The sequence below is a fragment of the Microbacterium sp. ZW3a genome, assembly GCF_057167165.1.
In genome coordinates, this window is sequence record NZ_CM169903.1 from 401,883 (window position 1) to 424,211 (window position 22,329).

General features: G+C 71.2%; 15 protein-coding genes. 13 read left to right on the forward strand and 2 right to left on the reverse strand.

What is annotated here, in order from left to right; all coding sequences use genetic code 11:
• Window positions 1–169: 169 nt before the first annotated feature.
• Window positions 170–829, reverse strand: a complete 660-nt coding sequence (locus tag ACU6WY_RS01945; protein WP_483820803.1) for a TetR/AcrR family transcriptional regulator — start codon at window positions 827–829, stop codon at window positions 170–172.
• A gap of 96 nt (window positions 830–925) precedes the next feature.
• Here ACU6WY_RS01945 and ACU6WY_RS01950 point away from each other — a divergent pair, with 96 nt between their 5' ends.
• From ACU6WY_RS01950 to ACU6WY_RS01995, 10 genes are all read left to right on the forward strand, one after another.
• Window positions 926–1,753, forward strand: a complete 828-nt coding sequence (locus ACU6WY_RS01950) for an urea amidolyase associated protein UAAP1 (RefSeq protein WP_483820804.1) — start codon at window positions 926–928, stop codon at window positions 1,751–1,753.
• Window positions 1,754–1,764: 11 nt separating this feature from the next.
• Window positions 1,765–2,445 (forward strand): urea amidolyase associated protein UAAP2, encoded by a 681-nt coding sequence (locus tag ACU6WY_RS01955; protein WP_483820805.1) that lies wholly within the window; start codon window positions 1,765–1,767, stop codon window positions 2,443–2,445.
• Window positions 2,442–6,044: an urea carboxylase gene (gene uca / locus ACU6WY_RS01960; protein ID WP_483820806.1), complete on the forward strand. Its 3,603-nt coding sequence runs from the start codon at window positions 2,442–2,444 to the stop codon at window positions 6,042–6,044. Before ACU6WY_RS01955 ends, uca begins: the two co-directional genes overlap by 4 nt.
• Window positions 6,041–7,711, forward strand: a complete 1,671-nt coding sequence (locus ACU6WY_RS01965; protein ID WP_483820807.1) for an allophanate hydrolase — start codon at window positions 6,041–6,043, stop codon at window positions 7,709–7,711. The genes uca and ACU6WY_RS01965 overlap by 4 nt, the downstream gene beginning before the upstream one ends.
• A complete protein-coding gene (locus ACU6WY_RS01970) occupies window positions 7,708–8,538 on the forward strand; it encodes an N-acyl homoserine lactonase family protein (RefSeq protein ID WP_483820808.1) in 831 nt (276 codons plus the stop codon). Before ACU6WY_RS01965 ends, ACU6WY_RS01970 begins: the two co-directional genes overlap by 4 nt.
• 37 nt (window positions 8,539–8,575) lie before the next feature.
• Window positions 8,576–9,328, forward strand: coding sequence for a 5-oxoprolinase subunit PxpA (pxpA, locus tag ACU6WY_RS01975; protein WP_483820809.1), 753 nt, complete (start codon window positions 8,576–8,578; stop codon window positions 9,326–9,328).
• A complete protein-coding gene (locus ACU6WY_RS01980; protein ID WP_483820810.1) occupies window positions 9,322–10,905 on the forward strand; it encodes a 5-oxoprolinase subunit B/C family protein in 1,584 nt (527 codons plus the stop codon). The genes pxpA and ACU6WY_RS01980 overlap by 7 nt, the downstream gene beginning before the upstream one ends.
• Window positions 10,906–11,177: 272 nt before the next feature.
• Window positions 11,178–14,672 carry a DNA-directed RNA polymerase subunit beta gene (gene rpoB, locus ACU6WY_RS01985; protein ID WP_483820811.1) on the forward strand — a complete coding sequence of 1,165 codons (3,495 nt, stop codon included), beginning with the start codon at window positions 11,178–11,180 and terminating at the stop codon, window positions 14,670–14,672.
• A gap of 41 nt (window positions 14,673–14,713) precedes the next feature.
• Window positions 14,714–18,589 (forward strand): DNA-directed RNA polymerase subunit beta', encoded by a 3,876-nt coding sequence (gene rpoC / locus ACU6WY_RS01990; RefSeq protein WP_483820812.1) that lies wholly within the window; start codon window positions 14,714–14,716, stop codon window positions 18,587–18,589.
• Window positions 18,590–18,727: 138 nt separating this feature from the next.
• Window positions 18,728–19,327, forward strand: coding sequence for a hypothetical protein (locus ACU6WY_RS01995; RefSeq protein WP_483820813.1), 600 nt, complete (start codon window positions 18,728–18,730; stop codon window positions 19,325–19,327).
• Between the two features lie 10 nt (window positions 19,328–19,337).
• On the opposite strand, the gene ACU6WY_RS02000 is transcribed toward ACU6WY_RS01995, so the two are convergent.
• Window positions 19,338–19,931, reverse strand: a complete 594-nt coding sequence (locus ACU6WY_RS02000) for a hypothetical protein (RefSeq protein WP_483820814.1) — start codon at window positions 19,929–19,931, stop codon at window positions 19,338–19,340.
• 126 nt (window positions 19,932–20,057) lie between these two features.
• Between ACU6WY_RS02000 and ACU6WY_RS02005 the strand changes: the two genes are divergently transcribed.
• From ACU6WY_RS02005 to ACU6WY_RS02015, 3 genes are read left to right on the forward strand one after another with little or no spacing between them, the layout of a single operon-like run.
• Window positions 20,058–21,080 (forward strand): ABC transporter, encoded by a 1,023-nt coding sequence (locus ACU6WY_RS02005; RefSeq protein WP_483820815.1) that lies wholly within the window; start codon window positions 20,058–20,060, stop codon window positions 21,078–21,080.
• Window positions 21,081–21,091: 11 nt separating this feature from the next.
• Window positions 21,092–21,577 carry a hypothetical protein gene (locus ACU6WY_RS02010; RefSeq protein ID WP_483820816.1) on the forward strand — a complete coding sequence of 162 codons (486 nt, stop codon included), beginning with the start codon at window positions 21,092–21,094 and terminating at the stop codon, window positions 21,575–21,577.
• Window positions 21,578–21,630: 53 nt separating this feature from the next.
• Window positions 21,631–22,293: a spermidine/putrescine ABC transporter substrate-binding protein gene (locus ACU6WY_RS02015; RefSeq protein ID WP_483820817.1), complete on the forward strand. Its 663-nt coding sequence runs from the start codon at window positions 21,631–21,633 to the stop codon at window positions 22,291–22,293.
• The last annotated feature ends 36 nt before the right edge of the window (window positions 22,294–22,329 follow it).

Here is a 22,329-nt window from a genome sequence, read left to right on the forward strand (position 1 = left end):
CTTGACAGAAACGATCCGCTCGCCGAGGTCTCGCGTGGTTTCCGCTGTGTAAAAGGCACGTGAAATCGCCCGCGGCCCCCCACCCCCCATAAACGCGATCCGCGCACGCAAACGCGTTGGCAGCGCGTTTCCGCGCGCGTATCGCGTTTATGAGTGCGGGCGGGACCGGTCAGGCCAGCGCGTCGAGCACGGCCGGCCCGAGGTGCGCCGCGCGCTCGCGGGTGGCGGCATCCAGGTCGAGCACCCGCAGCGCCGCGGCCGCGATCGTCGTGGCATCCAGGGGTGTTGTCTGCGCGCCGGCCTTGCGCTGCAGGATCACGCTCTCCACCAGCGCGAGTACGAGCGCCGCCCCCGCTGCCGCGCCGTCGGGATCGACGCCGCACGCGGCGACGAACGTGCGGTAGGTCGTCTCGAGCTCGCTGCGGCGCTCGCGGAAGGGCTGGAACGCCGCATCGGAGACCTCGGGCAGCAGGTACAGCGCCCCGGTGTTGTGCGGGGCCTCGGCCAGGAGCGTGGCATCGGACACGCACAGCGCCCACAGGCGCGCGGCGGGCTCCTCGTCGCGGGCGAGCAGCTCGGCGGCGACGTCGAGCGAGGGCTGCACGGTGTCTAACAGCAGGGCGAGCAGGATGTCCTGCTTGCGCGCGAAGTGGTGGTAGAGCGTCGCTTGACGGATGCCGGCGGCCTCGGCGATCGCGTGCGTGCTGGCCGAGCCGTACCCGCGCGTACCGAACAGGGCCGCGGCGGCGGCGAGGACGTCGGCGCGCGTGCCGAGCCCGGTGGGGGAGGAGCCGGACGCCCGGGGTCGTCCGGTTCTCGTCGGCGCCATGCCCCCACCGTACCCGGGGCCTTCGTAACGCCGCCGAAACGCACGGGTGCTCTAATACCTGTCAATCGACAGAAAGGCACCGCCATGGATGGTCGCGTGAACGCACTCGGTGACGTCGGACGAGCGCGTCAGGATGCTCGCGCGCGAGATGCGCGTTCCGAGTGGATGCCATTCCTGCCGCCCGAGAGTGCACCCTTCCGGCCCGAAGAGGTTGCCGACGGCGACCTGCGCTGGGCCGAGACCGTCGCCCCCGGCGGGTACACGCACCTCCGGGTGGCCCGCGGCACCCGGATCCGGCTCGCCGATCCCACGGGTGACGCGTGCGCCACGGTGGTTCTGTTCAACGCCGCGAACCCGGGGGAGCGGCTCAACGTGGCCGATACCCAGAAGATCCCGTGGCAGGCCTACCTCGGCGAGGGCCACCCGCTGCTCTCCGGCGACGGTCGCGTGCTCGCCACCGTCGCCGCCGACACCTCCGGCCACCACGACGCCTTCTGCGGCACGACGAGCGACGCCGCGGCGATCGAGCGCTACGGCGACGCCGCGCCGGAGGGTCCGTCGCCGTCGGGTCACGGCCTGCTCCGGCTGGCCGCGAGCAAGCACGGGCTGACCACGCGCGACCTGCCGCCGTCGGTGTCGTTCTTCCAGGGCGTGCGCGCGAACGCCGACGGCGACCTCGACTGGATCGGCTCCGCCGGGCCGGGCGCGTCGGTCGACCTGGTTGCGGAACTCCCTCTCATCGTTCTGATCGCTAACGTCCCGCATCCGCTCGACCCGCGCGACGACTACGTGGTGGGTCCGCTGCAGGTCACGGCGTGGGCCGCGCGCCCCACCCGGGAGGACGATGCCGTCTTCTCGCGCACCCCCGAGCGCGAACGCGCCTACCGCAACACCATCGCCTACGCCGCCCTGGCCGGACTGTGAGGAGCAGAGCCATGATCACCACCGTTCCGGACCGCCCCGTGCACGCCGACGGCGTTCCCCTCGACTGGTCGGAGCCGCTCGTCGCCGGCGAGGTCGTGCTCGACGAGCGCGTCGCGCCCCGTGCCCCCTGGTCGGGCATCGTCCGCGCCGGCGACGTCCTGACGATCGTCGACGTGGGCGGCAACCAGTCCGCCGACTTCCTCGTCTACGACGCTGCCGACACCGACGAGCGCTACAGCGCCGCCGACACGATCGCGTGGCAGCGCAACGTCTACGTCCGCACCGGCACGGTGCTGCGGAGCAACCTCGGCCGCCCGCTCATGACCGTGGTCGGCAACGAGGTCGACCGCCAGGACACCATCGGTGGCGCGTGCGGCAAGGAGTCGAACACCCTGCGGTACGGGCACCACACCCTCTACCAGCACGGATGCCGCGAGAACTTCCTCGCGGAGGCGGCGCGGTACGGTCTCGGCGCCCGTGACCTCGTCTCCAACCTCAACTGGTTCATGAACGTGCCCGTCGAGGAGGACGGCTCGCTCGGCATCGTCGACGGGATGTCGGCCCCCGGCAAGCGCGTGGCGCTGCGCGCCGAGCGCGACGTGCTCGTGATCGTGTCGAACTGCCCGCAGATGAACAACCCGTGCAACGACTTCAGCTGCACGCCGCTGCGCATGGTGGTGACCCGCCCGTGACCTCGTTCGACACCCTCCTCGTCGCCAACCGGGGCGAGATCGCGCGCCGGATCATCCGGTCCGCCCGCGAGCGAGGCCTGCGCACCGTCGCGGTCTTCTCCGACGCCGACCGCGCTGCCCCCCACGTCCGCGAAGCCGACGAGGCCGTGCGCCTGGGCCCCGCGCCCGCCGCGGAGTCCTACCTGCGGGTGGATGCCATCCTGGCCGCGGCCCGCGCCACGGGCGCCGGGGCGATCCACCCCGGATACGGCTTCCTCGCCGAGAACGCCGACGCCGCGCGCGCCGTCGAGGCGGCGGGGCTGGTGTGGGTCGGTCCGACGCCCGAACAACTCGAGGCCTTCGGGCTCAAGCACCGCGCCCGCGCGCTCGCCGAGGCGGCGGGCGTCCCGCTCCTCCCGGGCACCGGGGTGCTCGCCTCCCTCGACGAGGCCGAGGCTGCGGCATCCGAGATCGGGTATCCCGTGATGCTCAAGGCGACCGGTGGCGGTGGGGGCATCGGCATGCGTGTGTGCGCGGATGCCGCCGAGCTCTGCGCCGCGTACGACGCGGTGGTGCGTCAGGCCGAGGCGAGCTTCGGCACGCCCGGGGTGTTCCTGGAGAAGTTCGTCCGGCCCGCCCGCCACGTCGAGGTCCAGCTCTTCGGCGACGGCGCCGGGCGCGTCGCGGTGCTCGGTGACCGCGACTGCTCCCTGCAGCGCCGCAACCAGAAGGTCGTCGAAGAGGCCCCCGCCCCGGGGTTGCCGCCCGAGGTGCGCGCGGAGCTGCACCGCACCGCCGCGGCGCTCGCCGCCGGGGTGTCGTATCGCTCGGCCGGCACCGCCGAGTTCGTCTATGACCCGGTGGGCGAGCGCGCCTACTTCCTCGAGGTCAACGCGCGGCTCCAGGTGGAGCACCCGGTCACCGAGGCGGTGTTCGGGGTCGACCTCGTCGCCCTCATGCTCGACCTCGCCGCGGGCGGCTCGGCCGCCATCCCGGACGAGCTGTTCGCCACGGCCCGCGACCCCCGCGGACACGCCGTGGAGGCCCGCATCTACGCGGAGGACCCCGACCGCGGCAACACGCCGTCGACCGGACTCGTCACCGCCGTGCGGTGGCCCGAGGGCGATGGCATCCGGGTCGACTCGTGGGTGGAGGCGGGCAGCGAGGTGTCGCCGTTCTACGACCCGCTGCTGGGGAAGGTCATCGCTCACGGTGCCGACCGTGACGCCGCCCTCGACCGGCTCTCCGCCGCTCTCGCCGACACGCGGGTTGACGGCATCGTCACCGGCGCCGGCATGATCCGCGAGATCGTGAACGACGCGCGCGTCCGAGCCGTCCGGCACGACACCGGGACCGTCGACGGCGCGCGCGATCCCGACCCGCGCATCGACGTCGTCGACGCGGGGATGCTCACGACCGTGCAGGACTTCCCGGGGCGGATCGGGTATTGGAAGGTCGGCGTTCCGCCTTCCGGACCGATGGATGCCGTGTCCTTCCGCGAGGCGAACCTCGCCGTCGGCAATCCCGAGGGTGCGCCGGGCCTGGAGATCACCCTCACCGGACCGACGCTGCGCTTCAGCGCGCCCTCCGTCGTGGCCGTCACGGGGGCGGCTGCCCCGGTCGAACTCGACGGCGTCCCGGCGCCGATGTGGGAGCCGATCGCCGTTCCCGCGGGCGGTGTGCTGCGCGTGGGCGCCGCCGAGGGCCCGGGTATGCGGGTGTTCCTCGCCGTCCGCGGCGGCCTCGACGTGCCCGCGTACCTCGGGAGTGCCTCGACCTTCACGCTCGGCGGGTTCGGCGGGCACGGCGGCCGGGCGCTCGTGACCGGCGACGTGCTGCGTCCCGGCGCCGCGGCGGCGACCGACCCCGCCCCGACGCCGCGGGAGCGGCGCCCGCACCTCACGTCGTCGTGGGTGATCGCCGTCACGGAGGGTCCGCACGGTGCCCCCGAGTTCTTCACCCGCGACGACATCGACGAGCTCTACGCCGCCGAGTACCGCGTGCAGGTGAACTCGGCCCGCACGGGTGTGCGGCTCACCGGCCCGAAGCCGACGTGGGCGCGCACGGACGGCGGCGAGGCGGGCCTGCACCCGTCGAACATCCACGACACCCCGTACGCGGTCGGCGCGCTCGACTTCACCGGCGACACCCCCGTGCTCCTCGGCCCCGACGGGCCGAGCCTCGGCGGATTCGTGTGCCCGGTGGTCGTGGCATCCGGGGATCTGTGGAAGCTCGGTCAGCTGCGCCCCGACGACATCGTGCGGTTCGCGCCGGTCCGCGAGGCCGACGCGGCAGGCCTGGACCCGGCGGTCGCCGTTCCGGCGCTCGTCGGCCGGGGCGACGGCGACGACGGCGTGATCGCGGTCCGCGACGCCGAGGTCGAGGGGGAGCGGGTCCTCCGCCCGCGCACCACGTACCGGCGCGACGGCGACGACAACGTGCTCGTCGAGTTCGGCGACCAGGTGCTCGACCTCGGGCTGCGCATGCGCGTGCACGCGCTGCAGGAGCGCCTCGCCGAAGAGGCGCCGCGCGGGATTCTCGACGTGACCCCCGGCATCCGGTCGCTTCAGGTGCACACCGACGCCTCGGTGCTGCGGGCCTCGCAACTCGTCGGCCTGCTGCGCGAGCTCGACGACGACCTGCCGCCGACCTCCGAGCTCGTCGTGCCGTCGCGCGAGGTGCGCCTGCCGCTGTCGTGGGACGACCCGGCCACACGGCTGGCGATCGAGCGGTACATGGCCGGCGTCCGCGACGACGCCCCCTGGACGCCGTGGAACATCGAGTTCATCCGCCGCATCAACGGGCTCGACAGCGTCGACGACGTCTACCGCACGGTGTTCGACGCGCAGTACCTCGTCATGGGTCTCGGTGACGTCTACCTCGGGGCACCGGTGGCGACACCGCTCGACCCGCGGCACCGGCTCGTCACCACGAAGTACAACCCCGCCCGCACGTGGACGGCCGAGAACTCCGTCGGTATCGGCGGCGCCTACCTGTGCATCTACGGCATGGAGGGACCGGGCGGCTACCAGTTCGTCGGCCGCACCGTGCAGATCTGGAACCGCTTCCGCCGCGGGGGCCTCTTCGCCGAGAACCCGTGGGCGCTCCGATTCTTCGACCGCATCCGCTGGTACCCCGTCTCGCCCGAGGAACTGCTCGACCTGCGCGCAGACGTGGATGCCGGGCGCGGACGCTTCGAGACCGTCGAGGGCGAGTTCGCCCTCGCGGAGTACGAGAGATTCCTCGCCGACGAGGCCGAGGGAATCGGCGCCTTCCGCGAGCGCCAGCGACGGGCGTTCGCCGAGGAGCGCGAGCGCTGGCAGGCCAGCGGCGAGTTCGACCGCCGAGACGAGGCGCCCGCGGCGGCGCCCGTCGCCGGTCGCGAGCTCCCCCCGGGCACGGTCGGGGTGACGGCGCCCTTCGCGGCCTCGGTCTGGAGAGTGGATGCCGCACAGGGGCAGCGTTTCGAGAAGGGACAGAGCATGATCGTGCTGGAGGCGATGAAGATGGAGACCGCAATCGGAGCGCCCGAGACGGGGACCGTGGCCGAGCTGTTCGTCCGGCCGGGCGAGACGGTGGCCGCCGGCCAGCTGCTCGCGGCGGTCGAGGTGGCGTCGTGACCGCGGTGGACCGGGTCCGCGCGGCCTACGCGCGGCTGCGCGACGTCGATCGTCCCGAGGTGTGGATCACCCTGCGCGATGAGGACGAGGCCCTCGCCGAGGCCGCCGAGGTCGACCTGGGCGTCGCCGCGGGCAAGCACCTGCCGCTGGCGGGCGCGGTCGTCGCCGTGAAGGACAACATCGACGTCGCGGGGCTGCCCACCACGGCCGGCAGCCGCGCCTACGCCTACCGGCCCGAGCGCGACGCGACCTCGGTCGCCCGGTTGCGGGCCGCGGGGGCCGTGGTGATCGGCAAGACGAACCTCGATCAGTTCGCCACCGGACTCGTGGGCACCCGCAGCCCCTTCGGCGCCGTACGCAACGCGTGGGACCCGACCCGCATCTCGGGCGGCTCCAGTTCGGGCTCGGCGGTGGCCGTGGCGCTCGGGATCGTCGATCTCGCGCTGGGCACCGACACCGCCGGTTCGGGCCGGGTGCCCGCCGCGCTCAACGGCATCGTCGGCGTCAAGCCCACCGTCGGCCTGATCCCGGCCACCGGCGTCGTGCCCGCCTGCCGCACCCTCGACTGCGTCACGGTGTTCGCCCGCGATCTGACCACGGCCCGCGCAGCGGCGGAGCTCATGGCCGGCCCCGACGGGGTCGACCCGCTCGCGCGCACCGATGCCCCGGCCCCGCCGTTGGACGCCCGGCCGCGCGTCGCCGTCCCCACCGCCGAGCACCTCGAGGGGCTCGCCGACGGGTGGGCCGAGGCGTTCGCCTCGGTCGTCGCCGAGCTCGCCGCGTCGGGCGTCGAGATCGTCGAGGTCGACATCGCCCCGCTGCTCGAGGCGGCATCCCTGCTGTATGGCGGGGCCTTCGTCGCCGAGCGCACCGCGGCCGTCGGCGACTTCATCGCCGCGCACCGCGACCTCATCGGCGACGACCTCGATCCCACCGTCTCGGCGATCGTGCTCGCCGGGGCCGAGGCTCGAGCCGCGGACTACTTCCGCGACCGCGAGCGCCTGGATCGGCTCGGAGCCGAGGGCCTCCGTCGACTGGAGGGAACGGTGGCCCTCCTCACGCCCACCACGACGTGGCATCCGACTCTCGACGAGGTCGCGGCCGACCCGGTCGGGGCCAACAGTCGCATGGGCCGGTACACGAACTTCGCGAACCTGCTCGACCGCAGCGCTCTCGCCGTCCCCGCCGGGGTCGTGGGCGGGCGGGCGTTCGGCGTCATGCTCACCGGAGCGCCCTTCGCCGACCGCACGCTCGCGCAGCTGGCCGCGCGCATTCAGGCGCCCGCCGTCGACCTCCTGGTGGTGGGGGCGCATCTGCGCGGCGAGCCCCTGCACCATCAGCTGATCGCCGCGGGAGGGACGTTCGTCGCCGAGGTCCGCACCGCCGCGCAGTACCGGCTCTTCGCCCTCGACACCGTGCCCCCCAAGCCGGGTCTCGCGCGTACCGCCGAGGGTGGTGCCGAGATCGAGGGTGAGGTCTGGCGCCTGCCCGCCGCCGGCTTCGGCCGGTTCGTCGCCGACCTCCCCGCGCCCATGGGCATCGGTTCGGCGGTGCTCGCCGACGGCGCGACGGTCGCGGGGTTCCTGTGCGAGTCGGTGGCGCTGGAGGGTGCCGTCGACATCACCGCGCACGGCGGCTGGCGGGCCTACCGGGCGGCGACGGCGTGAGCTCGACGGTCGTCGACTTCGCTTCGCTCGAGCCGCTGCGGCTGAGTGGGCGCCCGCGCCGACTCGTCCCCATGGTCGTCGCGTATGAGCCGATCCCCGAGGCGGTGTCCCTGCACGGCGGCAGCACCTTCCGGTTCCTGATGGAGCCGGTGACGGCCGTGGCGATCGTGTTCGACGAGGGGTGGGTGCTCGTCGACGGCGGATTCGATCCGGCGCGTATCCGCGATCGCGCCGTGCGCACGGCATCCTTCGATTACGAGAACTACGCGCCCCTCGTGCCTCCCGGCGATCCGCTCGTCGACCAGCTCGCCGAGGCCGGCCTCGCCCTCGACGACCTCGCGGCGGCGGTGGTGTCCCACGCGCACTTCGACCACACCGGGGCGGCTCGGCTCCTCGCGCCGCACCAGCCGCTCGTCCTGCAGCGGCGGGAGTGGGAGCACGTGCGGGCCGTCGACGATCCGCGCATGGCGTTCCTGTTCCGCGACGACCTCGATCGCGACGGCCTGGCCCTGGCGCTGGTCGACGGCGACACCGAGCTCGCCGAAGGCCTGCGCGTCATCGACACCTCGGGGCACACCCCGGGGCACCAGTCGACCGTCGTGGAGCTGCCGGAGCGCACGATCGTGCTCGCGGGGGATGCCGCCGACCTCCTCGGCAACGTCGAGCACGGGGTGCGGTGCGGCTCGACGGTGGGGGACGACGGCCCCGAGCGGGCCGATCGCGCCGTCGCGCGCCTCGCCGCCCTGCACCGCACGCCCCGCACCGAGGTCTGGCCCGCCCACGACCCCGCGTTCCCCGTCTGGCGCACGATCTCCGACTCCCGCTGACCCTCACGCGAGGGAGAGGGGAGGGTAGCGTGGCGGCATGCGCGTGGACCTCAACGCCGACCTCGGCGAGACCGTCGACGGGGTCCCGACCGCCGACGACGAGGCGATGTTCGCGGTCGTCTCCAGCGCCAATGTCGCGTGCGGAGGGCACGCGGGGGATGCCGCCTCGATGCGGGTCTCCGTCGACCGGGCGGCCCGCTTCGGCGTCGCCGTCGGGGCGCACCCCTCCTACGACGACCGGGCGAACTTCGGCCGCGTCCGGCGCGACCCGTCGCCGCCCGACCTGCGCGCGAGCGTCGCCGCGCAGCTGGACGCGCTCGCCGCCGCCGGCGCCGACCTGCGCTACGTCAAACCCCACGGCGCGCTCTACCACGCGGTCATCGACGACGCGGTGCAGGCCGAGGCCGTGGTGGCGGCGATCGCCGACCACTCGGAGAGGCTCGGCCGGCCCCTGCCCGTGCTCGGGCTCCCGGGCGCGATCGCCGAGGCGGCGGCATCCGCGGGCCTTCCTTTCGTGCACGAGGCGTTTCTCGACCGGGGCTACACCCCGCGCGGCGGTCTGGTGCCCCGGGGCGAGCCCGGCGCGGTGATGGACGACCCGGGCCTCGTCGCCGACCGGGCGCTGCGGTTCGTGCGCGACGGCGAGGTCGAAGCCGTCGACCGGACGCGGATCGCCGTCGACGCCGCCTCGCTCTGCCTGCACGGTGACACGCCCGCGGCGGTCGCGATGGCCCGGGCCGTGCGCGCCGCGCTCGACTCCGCCGGCATCGAGGTGCGCGCGCCGTGGTGACCCTCCGTCCGATGGGGGAGCGGGCCCTGCTCGCCGAGGTCGCCGACCTCGCCGCCGTGGTCGCGCTGCACGCGGCGCTGGCCGCCGACCCGCCCGCGGGGATCGAGGATCTCGTGCCGGCCGCGCGCACCGTGCTCGTGGCCTTCGATCCGGCCCGCATCTCTGTGGCCGCGGTCCGGGGCTGGGTGTGCGCGGCCGAGAAAGAGACCCCGGATGCCACGCCGCCCGGGCCCCTCGTCGAGGTCCCCGTCCGGTACGACGGCGCCGACCTCGACGAAACCGCGGAGCTGCTCGGCATCCCGTCGACCGAGCTCGTCGCGCGCCATTCCGCGGCGGAGTGGACCGCGGCCTTCACCGGCTTCGCCCCCGGATTCGCCTATCTCGTGAGTGAGCAGTGGCCGTGGGACGTCCCGCGCCTCGCTCGTCCGCGCACGCGCGTGCCCGCCGGGGCCGTGGGTCTCGCGGGGGAGTTCACCGGTGCGTATCCGCGCGAGACCCCCGGCGGCTGGCGCCTCATCGGCACGACCGACGCCGTGCTGTTCGATCCGGATGCCGCCGCCCCGGTGCTGCTGCCCCCGCGCGCCCGCGTGCGGTTCGTTCCGGCCCGGGGCGTCGCGGCGGCGGTGACCGGGGGAGGACAGGGGGCCGCGGGAGGACCGGATGCCGCGGCGGCATCCTCCGCTCGTCCGGTGTCCTCCCCTCCGCACGTCGCCTCCGCGCCTCCCGCGACCCTCCGGATCCTCGCCCCGGGGCCGCTCGCGACGGTGCAAGACCTCGGTCGCCCCGGCCGGGCGGCGCTGGGGGGCGCCCGCTCCGGCGTCCTCGACCGCGCCGCCCTCCGTATCGCCAACCGTCTGGTCGGAAACCCCGAGGCCGCGGCCGGCATCGAGATCACGGTCGGGGGCTTCCGCGCCCGAGCGGAGCACGACACGTGGGTCGCGGTCACCGGGGCCCTCGCCGAGGTGCGGGTCGACGGCCGCGCGCGCGATCTGTACGCGCCGGTGCACGTCCCCGCCGGCGCCGAGTTGTCGATCGGCGTCGCACAGGCGGGGCTCCGGCTCGTGGTCGCGGTGCGCGGCGGCATCCGGATGCCGATGGCGCTCGGCTCGCGCGCGACCGACGTTCTCGCGGGCCTCGGTCCGCCCGCGCTGCGCGCCGGTGATCTCCTCTGGACGGGCACGGCGGCGAACCCGGTGCCGGTGGTCGACGTGTTCCCGTGGACGGTTCCCGGGGCGCTCATCGACATCGCGATCGCGCCGGGACCGCGTGCCGACTGGTTCGGCGCCCCCGCGCTGCGGACGCTGGGCGAGGCGACCTGGACGGTCTCCGGCGACGCCGACCGCGTCGGCATCCGTTTCGACGGGCCGGCGCTCGAACGCGCGCGTCGCGAGGAGCTGCCGAGCGAGGGCATGCGTCCCGGCGCATTGCAGGTGCCGCCGCACGGGCGGCCCGTCGCGCTGCTGGCCGACGGCCCTGTGACCGGCGGATATCCGGTCGTCGCGGTGGTGACGGATGCCTCGCTCGACGCGCTGGCGCAGGTGCGACCGGGTGATCGCGTGCGATTCCGGCGCGTCTGACGAGGGCTCGGTGCGGAATCCTGGACGGGCGTGCGCGGTTATACCGCAGGTCCGGAAAGTCGTCAAGAATCCGACTGGACACGGCGCGTCCTCCCGCGTATGCTTGGACTTTGCGCTCCTCGATTCCCCCTGCCCTCATATGGTGGTCGGCTGAGCCTGTCCGTCCCCGCTTCACTGCGGCGTGCGACGACCAGGTTATCGGGGCAGGAACGCACTCCACCTGACGACAAGGAATCACGAGCCCCTCGCCCGGGCTTCTGGAGGTTATTCCCTTGGCTGCTGCGAGCAACGCATCCACCACCACCCCGAAGAGCGGACGCGGCGCATCCCGCCTCTCGTTCGCGAAGATCTCCGACAAGCTGACCGTTCCCGATCTGCTCGCCCTGCAGACCGAGTCGTTCGACTGGCTCGTCGGTAACGAAGCCTGGAAGGCCCGGGTCGCCGAGGCTCAGGCCGTCGGTCGCACCGATGTGCCCGAGATCAGCGGACTGGAGGAGATCTTCGAGGAGATCTCTCCGATCGAAGACCTGAGCGAGACGATGCAGCTCTCGTTCACGAACCCCTACCTCGAGCCCGAGAAGTACTCGATCGAAGAGTGCAAGGAGCGCGGCAAGACCTACGCCGCCCCGCTGTACGTCGAGGCCGAGTTCATGAACCACCAGACCGGTGAGATCAAGACCCAGACGGTCTTCATGGGCGACTTCCCGCTCCAGACCGACAAGGGCACCTTCATCATCAACGGCACCGAGCGTGTCGTGGTCTCGCAGCTCGTGCGTTCGCCCGGTGTCTACTTCGACAAGACGCCCGACAAGACCTCCGACAAAGACATCGTGTCGGCCCGCGTCATCCCCTCGCGTGGTGCCTGGCTCGAGTTCGAGATCGACAAGCGCGACCAGGTCGGCGTGCGCATCGACCGCAAGCGCAAGCAGTCGGTCACCGTCTTCCTCAAGGCCCTCGGCCTGACCAGCGAGGACATCCTCACCGAGTTCGCCGGCTTCGACTCCATCGAAGAGACGCTGTCCAAGGACACGATCCTCACGAAGGAAGACGCGCTCCGCGACATCTACCGCAAGCTCCGTCCGGGCGAGCAGGTCGCCGCCGAGGCCGCCCGCGCGCTGCTGGACAACTTCTACTTCAACTCCAAGCGCTACGACCTGGCGAAGGTCGGTCGCTACAAGATCAACCAGAAGCTCGGTCTCGACAAGCCGCTGTCGGACTCGGTCCTCACCGTCGACGACATCGTCGCGACGATCAAGTACCTCGTGCGTCTGCACCGCGGCGACACCACGTTCGATGGTGTGCGTCACGGCCAGGCCGCCGAGATCCGTCTCGACGTCGATGACATCGACAACTTCGGCAACCGTCGTATCCGCGCCGTGGGTGAGCTCATCCAGAACCAGGTCCGCACGGGTCTGTCGCGCATGGAGCGCGTCGTTCGCGAGCGCATGACCACGCAGGACATCGAGGCGATCACCCCGCAGACCCTGATCAACGTGCGCCCCGTCGTGGCCGCGATCAAGGAGTTCTTCGGCACCTCGCAGCTGTCGCAGTTCATGGACCAGAACAACCCGCTCGCGGGTCTGACCCACAAGCGTCGCCTGTCGGCTCTGGGCCCCGGTGGTCTGTCGCGTGAGCGTGCCGGCGTCGAGGTTCGTGACGTCCACCCCTCGCACTACGGCCGCATGTGCCCGATCGAGACGCCGGAAGGCCCGAACATCGGTCTGATCGGTTCGCTCGCGTCGTTCGCCCGCATCAACGCGTTCGGCTTCATCGAAACGCCGTACCGCCGCGTCGTCGACGGCCGGGTCACCGACCAGATCGACTACCTCACCGCGAGCGAAGAGAGCGACCACATCGTCGCCCAGGCCGGTGTCGCGCTCAAGGCCGACGGCCACTTCGTCGAGGACCGCATTCTGGCCCGCCGCGGTCAGGGTGGCGAGGTCGACCTGTTCCCGGTCGACGAGATCGGCTACATGGACGTTTCGCCCCGCCAGATGGTGTCGGTGGCGACCTCGCTCATCCCGTTCCTCGAGCACGACGACGCCAACCGCGCCCTCATGGGTGCGAACATGCAGCGCCAGGCCGTGCCGCTCGTGCGCAGCGAGTCGCCCGTCGTGGGTACCGGTATGGAGGGCTTCGCCGCGATCGACGCCGGTGACGTCGTCACCGCCGAGAAGTCGGGTGTCGTGCTCGAGGTCTCGGCCGATGTCGTGACCGTCCAGCTCGACGAGGGCGGCACGCAGGACTACTTCCTCCGCAAGTTCGACCGCTCCAACCAGGGCACGTCGTACAACCAGCGTGTGGTCGTCTCCGCCGGTGAGCGCATCGAGGCCGGCGAGGTCATCGCCGACGGTCCCGCGACCGAGAACGGTGAACTCGCCCTTGGAAAGAATCTCCTCGTGGCGTTCATGACGTGGGAGGGTCACAACTTCGAAGACGCGATCATCCTCAGCCAGGACCTCGTGAAGGACGACACTCTCTCGTCGATCCACATCGAGGAGTACGAGGTCGACGCGCGCGACACCAAGCTCGGCAAGGAGGAGATCACCCGTGACCTCCCCAACGTCAGCCCCGACCTGCTGAAGGACCTCGACGAGCGCGGCATCGTCCGTATCGGTGCCGAGGTGCGTCCCGGTGACATCCTCGTCGGCAAGGTCACGCCCAAGGGTGAGACCGAGCTCTCGGCCGAGGAGCGTCTGCTCCGCGCGATCTTCAACGAGAAGAGCCGCGAAGTCCGTGACACCTCGCTGAAGGTGCCCCACGGTGAGCAGGGCACGATCATCGCGGTCAAGGAGTTCAACGCCGAGGACGGCGACGACGAGCTCGGCTCGGGCGTCAACCGCCGCGTCGTGGTCTACATCGCCCAGAAGCGCAAGATCACCGAGGGTGACAAGCTCGCCGGCCGCCACGGCAACAAGGGTGTCATCGCCAAGATCCTCCCGATCGAGGACATGCCCTTCCTCGCCGACGGCACGCCCGTCGACGTCGTGCTCAACCCGCTCGGTATCCCGGGTCGAATGAACTTCGGCCAGGTCCTCGAGCTGCACCTCGGCTGGATCGCTCAGCAGGGGTGGAAGGTCGAGGGGACGCCCGAGTGGGCCGCGAAGCTGCCCGAGATGGCTCGCGAGGCCGCTCCCGGCACCAAGGTCGCCACTCCCGTGTTCGACGGCGCCTTCGAGGATGAGATCGCGGGTCTGCTCGACTCGACGATCCCCAACCGCGACGGCAACCGCCTGATCGACTCCACCGGAAAGACCGTGCTGTTCGACGGTCGTCACGGCGAGCCGTTCCCGGCGCCCATCTCGGTCGGCTACATGTACATCCTGAAGCTGCACCACCTCGTCGACGACAAGATCCACGCGCGCTCGACGGGTCCGTACTCGATGATCACCCAGCAGCCGCTGGGTGGTAAGGCGCAGTTCGGTGGACAGCGCTTCGGTGAGATGGAGGTGTGGGCCCTCGAGGCCTACGGCGCCGCGTACGCGCTCCAGGAGCTCCTCACGATCAAGTCCGACGACATCCTCGGCCGCGTCAAGGTCTACGAGGCGATCGTCAAGGGCGAGAACATCCAGGAGCCCGGCATCCCCGAGTCGTTCAAGGTGCTCATGAAGGAGATGCAGTCGCTCTGCCTGAACGTCGAGGTCCTCTCGGCCGACGGCACGGCGGTCAACCTCCGTGACACCGACGATGACGCCTTCCGCGCCGCAGAAGAGCTCGGTATCAACATCTCCAGCCGCTTCGAGTCCTCGTCCATCGACGAGATCTGACCCGGCCAGGCAACGAACAGAATTCCGACACAGGAGAACCAGTGCTCGAATCAACCACTTTCGATCAGCTTCGTATCGGCCTGGCCACCGCCGACGACATCCGTCGTTGGTCTTTCGGTGAGGTCAAGAAGCCCGAAACCATCAACTACCGCACCCTGAAGCCCGAGAAGGACGGTCTGTTCGGCGAGCAGATCTTCGGGCCCTCCCGCGACTGGGAGTGCGCGTGCGGCAAGTACAAGCGCGTGCGCTTCAAGGGCATCGTCTGCGAGCGCTGCGGCGTCGAGGTCACCAAGTCCTCGGTGCGTCGCGAGCGCATGGGCCACATCGAGCTCGCCGCTCCCGTGACCCACATCTGGTACTTCAAGGGCGTGCCCTCGCGTCTGGGCTACCTGCTCGACATGGCGCCGAAGGACCTCGAGAAGGTCATCTACTTCGCCGCCTACATGGTGATCTCGGTCGACGAAGATGCTCGTCACCGCGACCTCGCCACGCAGGAGAACAACATCCGTCTCGAGCTGAAGACGCTCGGCGACCGCCGCGACTCGCGGATCGCCGCGCGCCTGGCCAAGCTGGAGGAGGAGCTCGCCGCCCTGGAGGCGGAGGGTGCCAAGGCCGACCAGAAGAAGAAGGTCAAGGACGCCGCCGAGAAGGACATGACGTCCGTCCGCAAGAACGCGGACGAGCAGATCGCCAAGCTCGAGCGCGTGTGGGAAGACTTCCGCACCCTCGAGGTGGGCGCCCTCAAGCCCGAAGACGATGTCTTCCACGAGCTCCAGGACCGCTTCGGTCAGTACTTCGAGGCCCACATGGGCGCCGAGTCGATCAAGCGTCGTCTCGAGATCTTCGACCTGCAGGCCGAGGCCGACAGCCTCCACCTGCAGATCTCGGAGGGCAAGGGCCAGCGCAAGATCCGTGCGATCAAGCGCCTCAAGGTCGTCAACTCGTTCCTGCAGACCGGCATGTCGCCGGCCTCGATGGTGCTCGACGTCGTTCCGGTGATCCCGCCGGAGCTTCGCCCGATGGTTCAGCTCGACGGTGGCCGCTTCGCGACCTCCGACCTCAACGACCTCTACCGTCGCGTGATCAACCGCAACAACCGCCTCCGTCGCCTGATCGACCTCGGTGCCCCCGAGATCATCGTCAACAACGAGAAGCGCATGCTGCAGGAGGCCGTCGACGCGCTGTTCGACAACGGTCGCCGCGGTCGCCCCGTCACCGGTACCGGCAACCGTGCCCTGAAGTCCCTGAGCGACATGCTCAAGGGAAAGCAGGGTCGCTTCCGCCAGAACCTGCTCGGCAAGCGCGTGGACTACTCGGGTCGTTCGGTCATCATCGTCGGACCCCAGCTGAAGCTGCACCAGTGCGGTCTGCCCAAGCAGATGGCGCTCGAGCTCTTCAAGCCGTTCGTGATCAAGCGCCTGATCGACCTCGGTCACTCGCAGAACATCAAGGCCGCCAAGCGCGCCGTCGAGCGCTACCGTCCCGAGGTCTGGGACGTGCTCGAAGAGATCATCCGCGAGCGCCCCGTGCTGCTGAACCGTGCACCCACCCTGCACCGTCTCGGCATCCAGGCGTTCGAGCCCCAGCTCGTCGAGGGCAAGGCGATCCAGCTGCACCCGCTCGTCTGCGCGGCGTTCAACGCCGACTTCGACGGTGACCAGATGGCCGTCCACCTGCCGCTGTCGGTTGAGGCTCAGGCCGAGGCCCGCGTGCTCATGCTCGCGTCGAACAACATCCTGAAGCCGTCGGACGGTCGCCCGGTGACCCTGCCCTCGCAGGACATGATCATCGGCCTCCACCACCTGACCACCCTCAAGGAGGGTGCTGTGGGCGAGGGTCGCGCGTTCGGTTCGGTCGGCGAGGCGATCCTGGCCAAGGACGAGGGCACCCTCGACCTGCAGGCCAAGGCGCGTATTCGCATCCCCGGTCTGTCGTTCCTCGAGGGCCAGGCCCCCGAGGGCTACGAGCGCCACGGTCTCGTGGATGCCTCGCTCGGTCAGGCGATCTTCAACGACACGCTCCCCAAGGGCTACCCGTTCGTTCGCGAGCAGGCCGACAAGGGCAAGCTGTCGCAGATCGTGAACAAGCTGGCTGAGGAGTACCCGAAGGTCGAGGTCGCCGCCTCGCTCGACCGCATCAAGGACGCCGGTTTCTACTGGGCCACGCGTTCGGGTGTGACGGTTGCGCTGAGCGACATCCTCACGCCTCCGAACAAGGGCGAGATCGTCGCGGGCTACGAGAAGCAGGCCGCGAAGGTCCAGGCGCAGTACGAGAAGGGTCTGACCACCGACGCCGAGCGTCGCCAGGAGCTCATCAAGATCTGGACCGAGGCCACGGATGCCGTCCAGAAGGCGATGCGCGACAACTTCCCCGCCGACAACACCATCAACCGCATGGTCTCGTCGGGTGCTCGTGGTAACTGGCTGCAGATCCGCAACATCGCGGGTATGCGCGGGCTCGTGAACAACCCCAAGGGTGAGATCATCCCGCGCCCGATCATCTCCTCGTACCGCGAGGGTCTGTCGGTCGCCGAGTACTTCATCGCGACGCACGGTGCCCGTAAGGGTCTGGCCGACACGGCCCTCCGTACGGCCGACTCGGGATACCTCACGCGTCGTCTGGTCGACGTCTCGCAGGACGTCATCATCCGCGAGGAGGACTGCGGCACGTCGAAGGGCCTCGAGCTCCCGATCGCCGCGGCCGACTCGTCCGGCGCCCTGGTCAAGGACGCCAACGTCGAGAACTCGGTGTTCGCGCGTACCCTCGCCACGGCGGTCGTCGACGCGCAGGGCACGGTTCTGGCCGAGGCCGGCGACGACGTGGGCGATGTGCTCATCAACAAGCTGGTCGACGGTGGCGTCGAGTCGATCAAGGTCCGCTCCGTGCTGACCTGTGACTCGGCCGTCGGTGTGTGCGCGAAGTGCTACGGCCGTTCGCTCGCGACCGGAAAGATCGTCGACATCGGCGAGGCCGTCGGTATCATCGCGGCCCAGTCGATCGGTGAGCCCGGTACCCAGCTGACGATGCGTACCTTCCACACCGGTGGTTCGGCTTCGGCTGACGACATCACGCAGGGTCTGCCCCGTGTGCAGGAGCTGTTCGAGGCGCGCACCCCGAAGGGTGCCTCGCCGATCGCCGAGGCCGATGGCCGCATCACGATCGACGAGACCGAGAAGGCCAAGAAGGTCATCCTCACGCCCGACAACGGCGACGAGCCGGTCGTGTACCCGGTCCTGAAGCGTGCGACTCTCCTCGTCGAGGACGGCCAGCACGTCAAGGTCGGTGAGCCCCTCCAGGTCGGAACGCTCGACCCCAAGGAGGTCATGCGCGTGCAGGGTGCCCGCGAGGTGCAGAAGTACCTCGTCAACGGCGTCCAGGGCGTGTACCGCTCGCAGGGTGTGCCGATTCACGACAAGCACATCGAGGTCATCGTGCGCCAGATGCTGCGCAAGGTCACCGTCGTCGACCACGGCGACACCGACCTGCTGCCGGGTGAGCTGGTGGACTTCAAGCGCTACCAGAACATCAACCGCGAGACGGTCGGCGAGGGCAAGCGTCCCGCGTCGGGTCGTCCCGAGCTGATGGGTATCACGAAGGCGTCGCTCGCGACGGAGTCGTGGCTGTCGGCCGCGTCGTTCCAGGAGACCACCCGCGTCCTGACGCAGGCGGCCATGGAGGGCAAGAGCGACCCGCTCGTCGGCCTCAAGGAGAACGTCATCATCGGAAAGCTCATCCCCGCCGGAACCGGACTTGCGAAGTACCGCAACGTCACGGTCGAGGCGACGGAGGAGGCCAAGAGCGAGCGGTACCCCAACCGCATCTTCGCCTCGGACGGCGCGTACAGCGACGCCGACCTGAGCTACGTCGACTTCGACAGCTTCTCGACGGACGACTTCACGCCCGGTACGTACAACTGAGTGAGGGATGCCACGCCCCGGCACGGCATCCTGATCCCGAAGGCCCTCGGCTCACGCCGGGGGCCTTCGTCGTGTGTGCGGCGTGTCGAGCACGGGGGAGTGCGGGGTCGGTCGCCTACCGTGGTCGGGGAGGAACCGATGGCTCGAGTCGGTGGGCGCAGCACCTGGATCGCATGGCCCGCAGGGTTGCTGTGCGCCGGGATCGTCGCGGCGCTATTCGCGCTGGCCGCCCCGGGTGTGCCGGGGGCGGTGACGTTCGTCGGCGACACGCTCCGGGCGGGTTCGACGACCCCGCCCTACACCGACGCCCCGCGCGTTCCGGGGCCGGCTGAGACGTGCCGCGACCTCTACACCCAGCCCCTGTGGTCGTCGTTGGTGTGGTCGCCGGAGGCCCTCCTGAGCCAGCGCCGCTCGGGAGCGCTGTCGACGCCCGAGGCGGTGGCGGCGGCGGCGCCGACCCCGGTGATCACGTGCCACTGGCGGGGCGAGGCCGGACGCTGGCTCGAGACGACGGTCTCGACGGTGTCGCCCGAGGGGGCAGCGGCGGTCGAGGCGACGCTCGGCGGCCAGGGCTTCTCGTGCGCGGCCGCCGAGGGCGCGGTGCACTGCGAACGCGCGAGCGGCGGGGTGAGCGAGGTGCACGACCTGCGCGGCGACCGGTGGGTGTCGTCGACGTTCTCGGGCTGGATGCCGGACGGGTACGCCGGGATCGTGGCATCCCGGGCCTTCGGCGAGTGAGCGCGGCGCCTCAGCCGAAGATCGAGGCGATGATGCTGGCCGTGTAGCCGGTGGGGGCCAGGTTGGAGTACTGCGTGTCGATGAGCACACCGGCGCGCCAGAAGAGCGTGCGACCGTCATTGACCGGGTAGGTGTCGTTGATCCAGGTCTTCTCGCACCGGGTGCCCTCGTCGGGCGTGTAGCAACTGAAGCCCTGTGTGGCGACGAGGTCGTTGAGCATGTCGAGGGCGGGGCCGCGGTCCATGCGGGTGATGCTCGTGCTCAGTCCCGTGGTGTCGGCGGCGGGGTCGCGCCAGAGGCACAGGAGCGTTCCGTCGGCCTGGGGTCCGGACGGGCCCAGAGACGGGTCGTTGAGCGGAATGGATGCCAGTTGGGCTTGCACATCGGCCGAGAGCATCTCGCGGCAGTCGGTGGGGATGCGGGCTGCGGCCGCGGTGGGCGTGATCGTGGGGATCGGGGTGCCCACGGGAGTGCGCGACTCGATCGGCGACGGGCCCGTGGGGGCCGGGTCGCCGCCCTGATCGGGGGCGCAGGCGGTCAGGGCCAGCGCCGCCGTCACCACGACGAGGGCGGCGACGGCCGCGGACCACGAACGACCGGACATGCAGCCACCCTAGAGCGCGCCACCGACACGGTCGAGATCGACACACGACGGCACGCCTCCGCGGCAGGTCGTGTCCGGCGGGATAGCGTGACCTTGCACCATATCTGCGCGCGTGAGGAGACCCCGATGAGCGACCCCAAGTCGTACGGTGACCCCGTCGACGATCCCAAGGACGAGGCGCACGACGTCGTCGGACGTGCCCACGAGGGGCTCGCCGACGCCGAGGCCGCCCGCCGCGACGCGGTCGACCCCGAGGCCGCCACCGCGGCGTGGGAGGAGCGCGAGGCCGCGTCCGCCGATGCTCCGCCGGCGACCACCGTGCACGATGCATCGCCCGTCGCGCCCCGAAGCGAGACTCCGGTCTCTCCCGCGGCGCCCGCGTCGTCGGTCGATCTCGACGACGAAGACTCCCGGTGGGCCGCCTACGCCGCCTCGGCCGAGCCCGAATCGGCGACCACCGCAACTCCGGCCGCGAGCGAGGACCGTGCCGAGACACCCGCCGTCGCCGCCCCCGCGGTCGCTGCCGCCCCCGTCGCCGCGGGCTACGACGCCGACGCCGACGCCACCCGCCCGGTCGGTGCGCAGCCGATCTTCGTGCAGGCCCCCGAGGCTCCGCGTCCCCGCGGCAACCGCGGCGCCGCGGGAGCGATCGGGCTGCTGGCCGCTCTCGCCTTCGCCGTGCTGTACCTCGGCGCCATCCTCGGCCTCGGCCTCCTCACCGGCGACATCGAGATCTCGGGTCTCGCCGACGCCGCCCTCGCGGCCCTGACCACGTGGGGCCTGTGGGTGCCCACGGTGGCCTTCTTCCTCGGCTTCTGGTTCCTCGGCGCGATCATCAATCGCGGCCGGTGGGGGCACTGGGTCGTGTGGGGTCTGCTCGTCGGCGTCATCTCGTGGGGCGGCTACGTGCTGGCCGCGCTGTTCGCCGCTCCGTTCTGGATGCTCACCGCGCGTCAGGGAATCGACGTGGTGGAGCAGAGCGTGCTCGCCCCGCTCGCGATCGTCGCCTTCGTGCTGGGTCGCGAGCTCACGATCTGGTTCGGCGCGTGGGTGGCCAAGCGCGGCCGCCGCGTGACCGAGATCAACGACGAGGCGCAGCGCGAGTACGAGCGCACGCTGGAGGCCGGGCCTCAGCTCTCGCAGCGCTGAGACCGGATGCCATGACCGATACGCCGCGACCGGCGGGGGCGACCCCGCCGGTCGCCGTCGTTTTCGCGGCGGTGACGTTCGCCGCCCTGGCCATCGCCGGCCTGGGCGTCGTGAGCCTCGCGCTCGACGACGACGTCATCCCCGTTCGCGGGCTGGGCCCTCTCCCCGGCGTGGGCGGATTCCTGCTCGCCCTCGCGATGTTCGCCGGTGTGCTGTGGTGGGGGCTGCGAGCCGCACCGCCGGCGTATCTCTCCGCCGTGCCGTGCGCCATCGCGGCCTACGTGGGCGAGGTCGTGGGCATCGCCGTGGGCGCCGCGATCACCGGCGGCGACTCCGCGGGGGGTCTCGCCGCGGCGGGGACGGTCGCGCTGGGCTGGCCGGGTGCGGTCATCGCGGTGTCGGGGCTGCTCGCGGGAGGTTTCGGCGTCCTTCTCGTGCGCAGTCGCGGGGGTGCTCCCCGTTGGCGCTGGGAGCGCGACGACGACGAGGATCGCTGATCGCCGCGCCGTGGCATCCCCTCTCCCCGGGCGTGTCGGACTAGCGTGGGAGTGTGGAGCGTTCGCTCGAGACGCAGGTCGGCCAGGCGGTAGACGCCTGGCTCGCCTGGCTGCCCCGGTGGGAGCCGGCGAATCATCGTGGCCGGGTGGCACCGTGCCGCCGCTGCTTCGGTTCGCCCGTGCTCTCGGCCGCCGGTCTCGGCGCCGACGTTCCCCACGGGGTGCAGCACGGCCTGTCCACGCGCGTGAAGACCATCATCGACCACGCCGTCGCCGAGTACACCTTCCGTAACCTGCCGATGCTTCAGTCGGAGCTCGACCAGCAGGCCGCTCGCAATCGCCGCCGGTCCTACCGCCCGGCCGAAGGCCTCGAACCCGAGTTCGAGGGGATGCCGCTGGACCCGGAGCCCGAGCCGGGAGCGCCGTTCCTGTTCACGCTCTCGGGCCTGGCCGCCGAAGAAGACGCCGCGATCCCGGCTCTCCCCCCGCTGTCGGATGCCGCGAAGGCGGCGCTCCGCCAGGAGGTCGGTCTCGCCGATGACTACGCCAACATGATCGGGCGTGAGGTGTGCGCCGTGCTGCTGCACCATCGGCTGCGGGTCCAAGCCGCCGTGGCCGAGTACGTCGAGCCGCAGATCGCGGCGATGCTCGACGATCTCGCCCGCTCGCTCGACGCCCCGTTCGATCCGCGCGACCCGGGGCCCCTGGCATCCTGAGCCTGTCCACGGGGCCCGGCCGAGCATTCGCGGGCT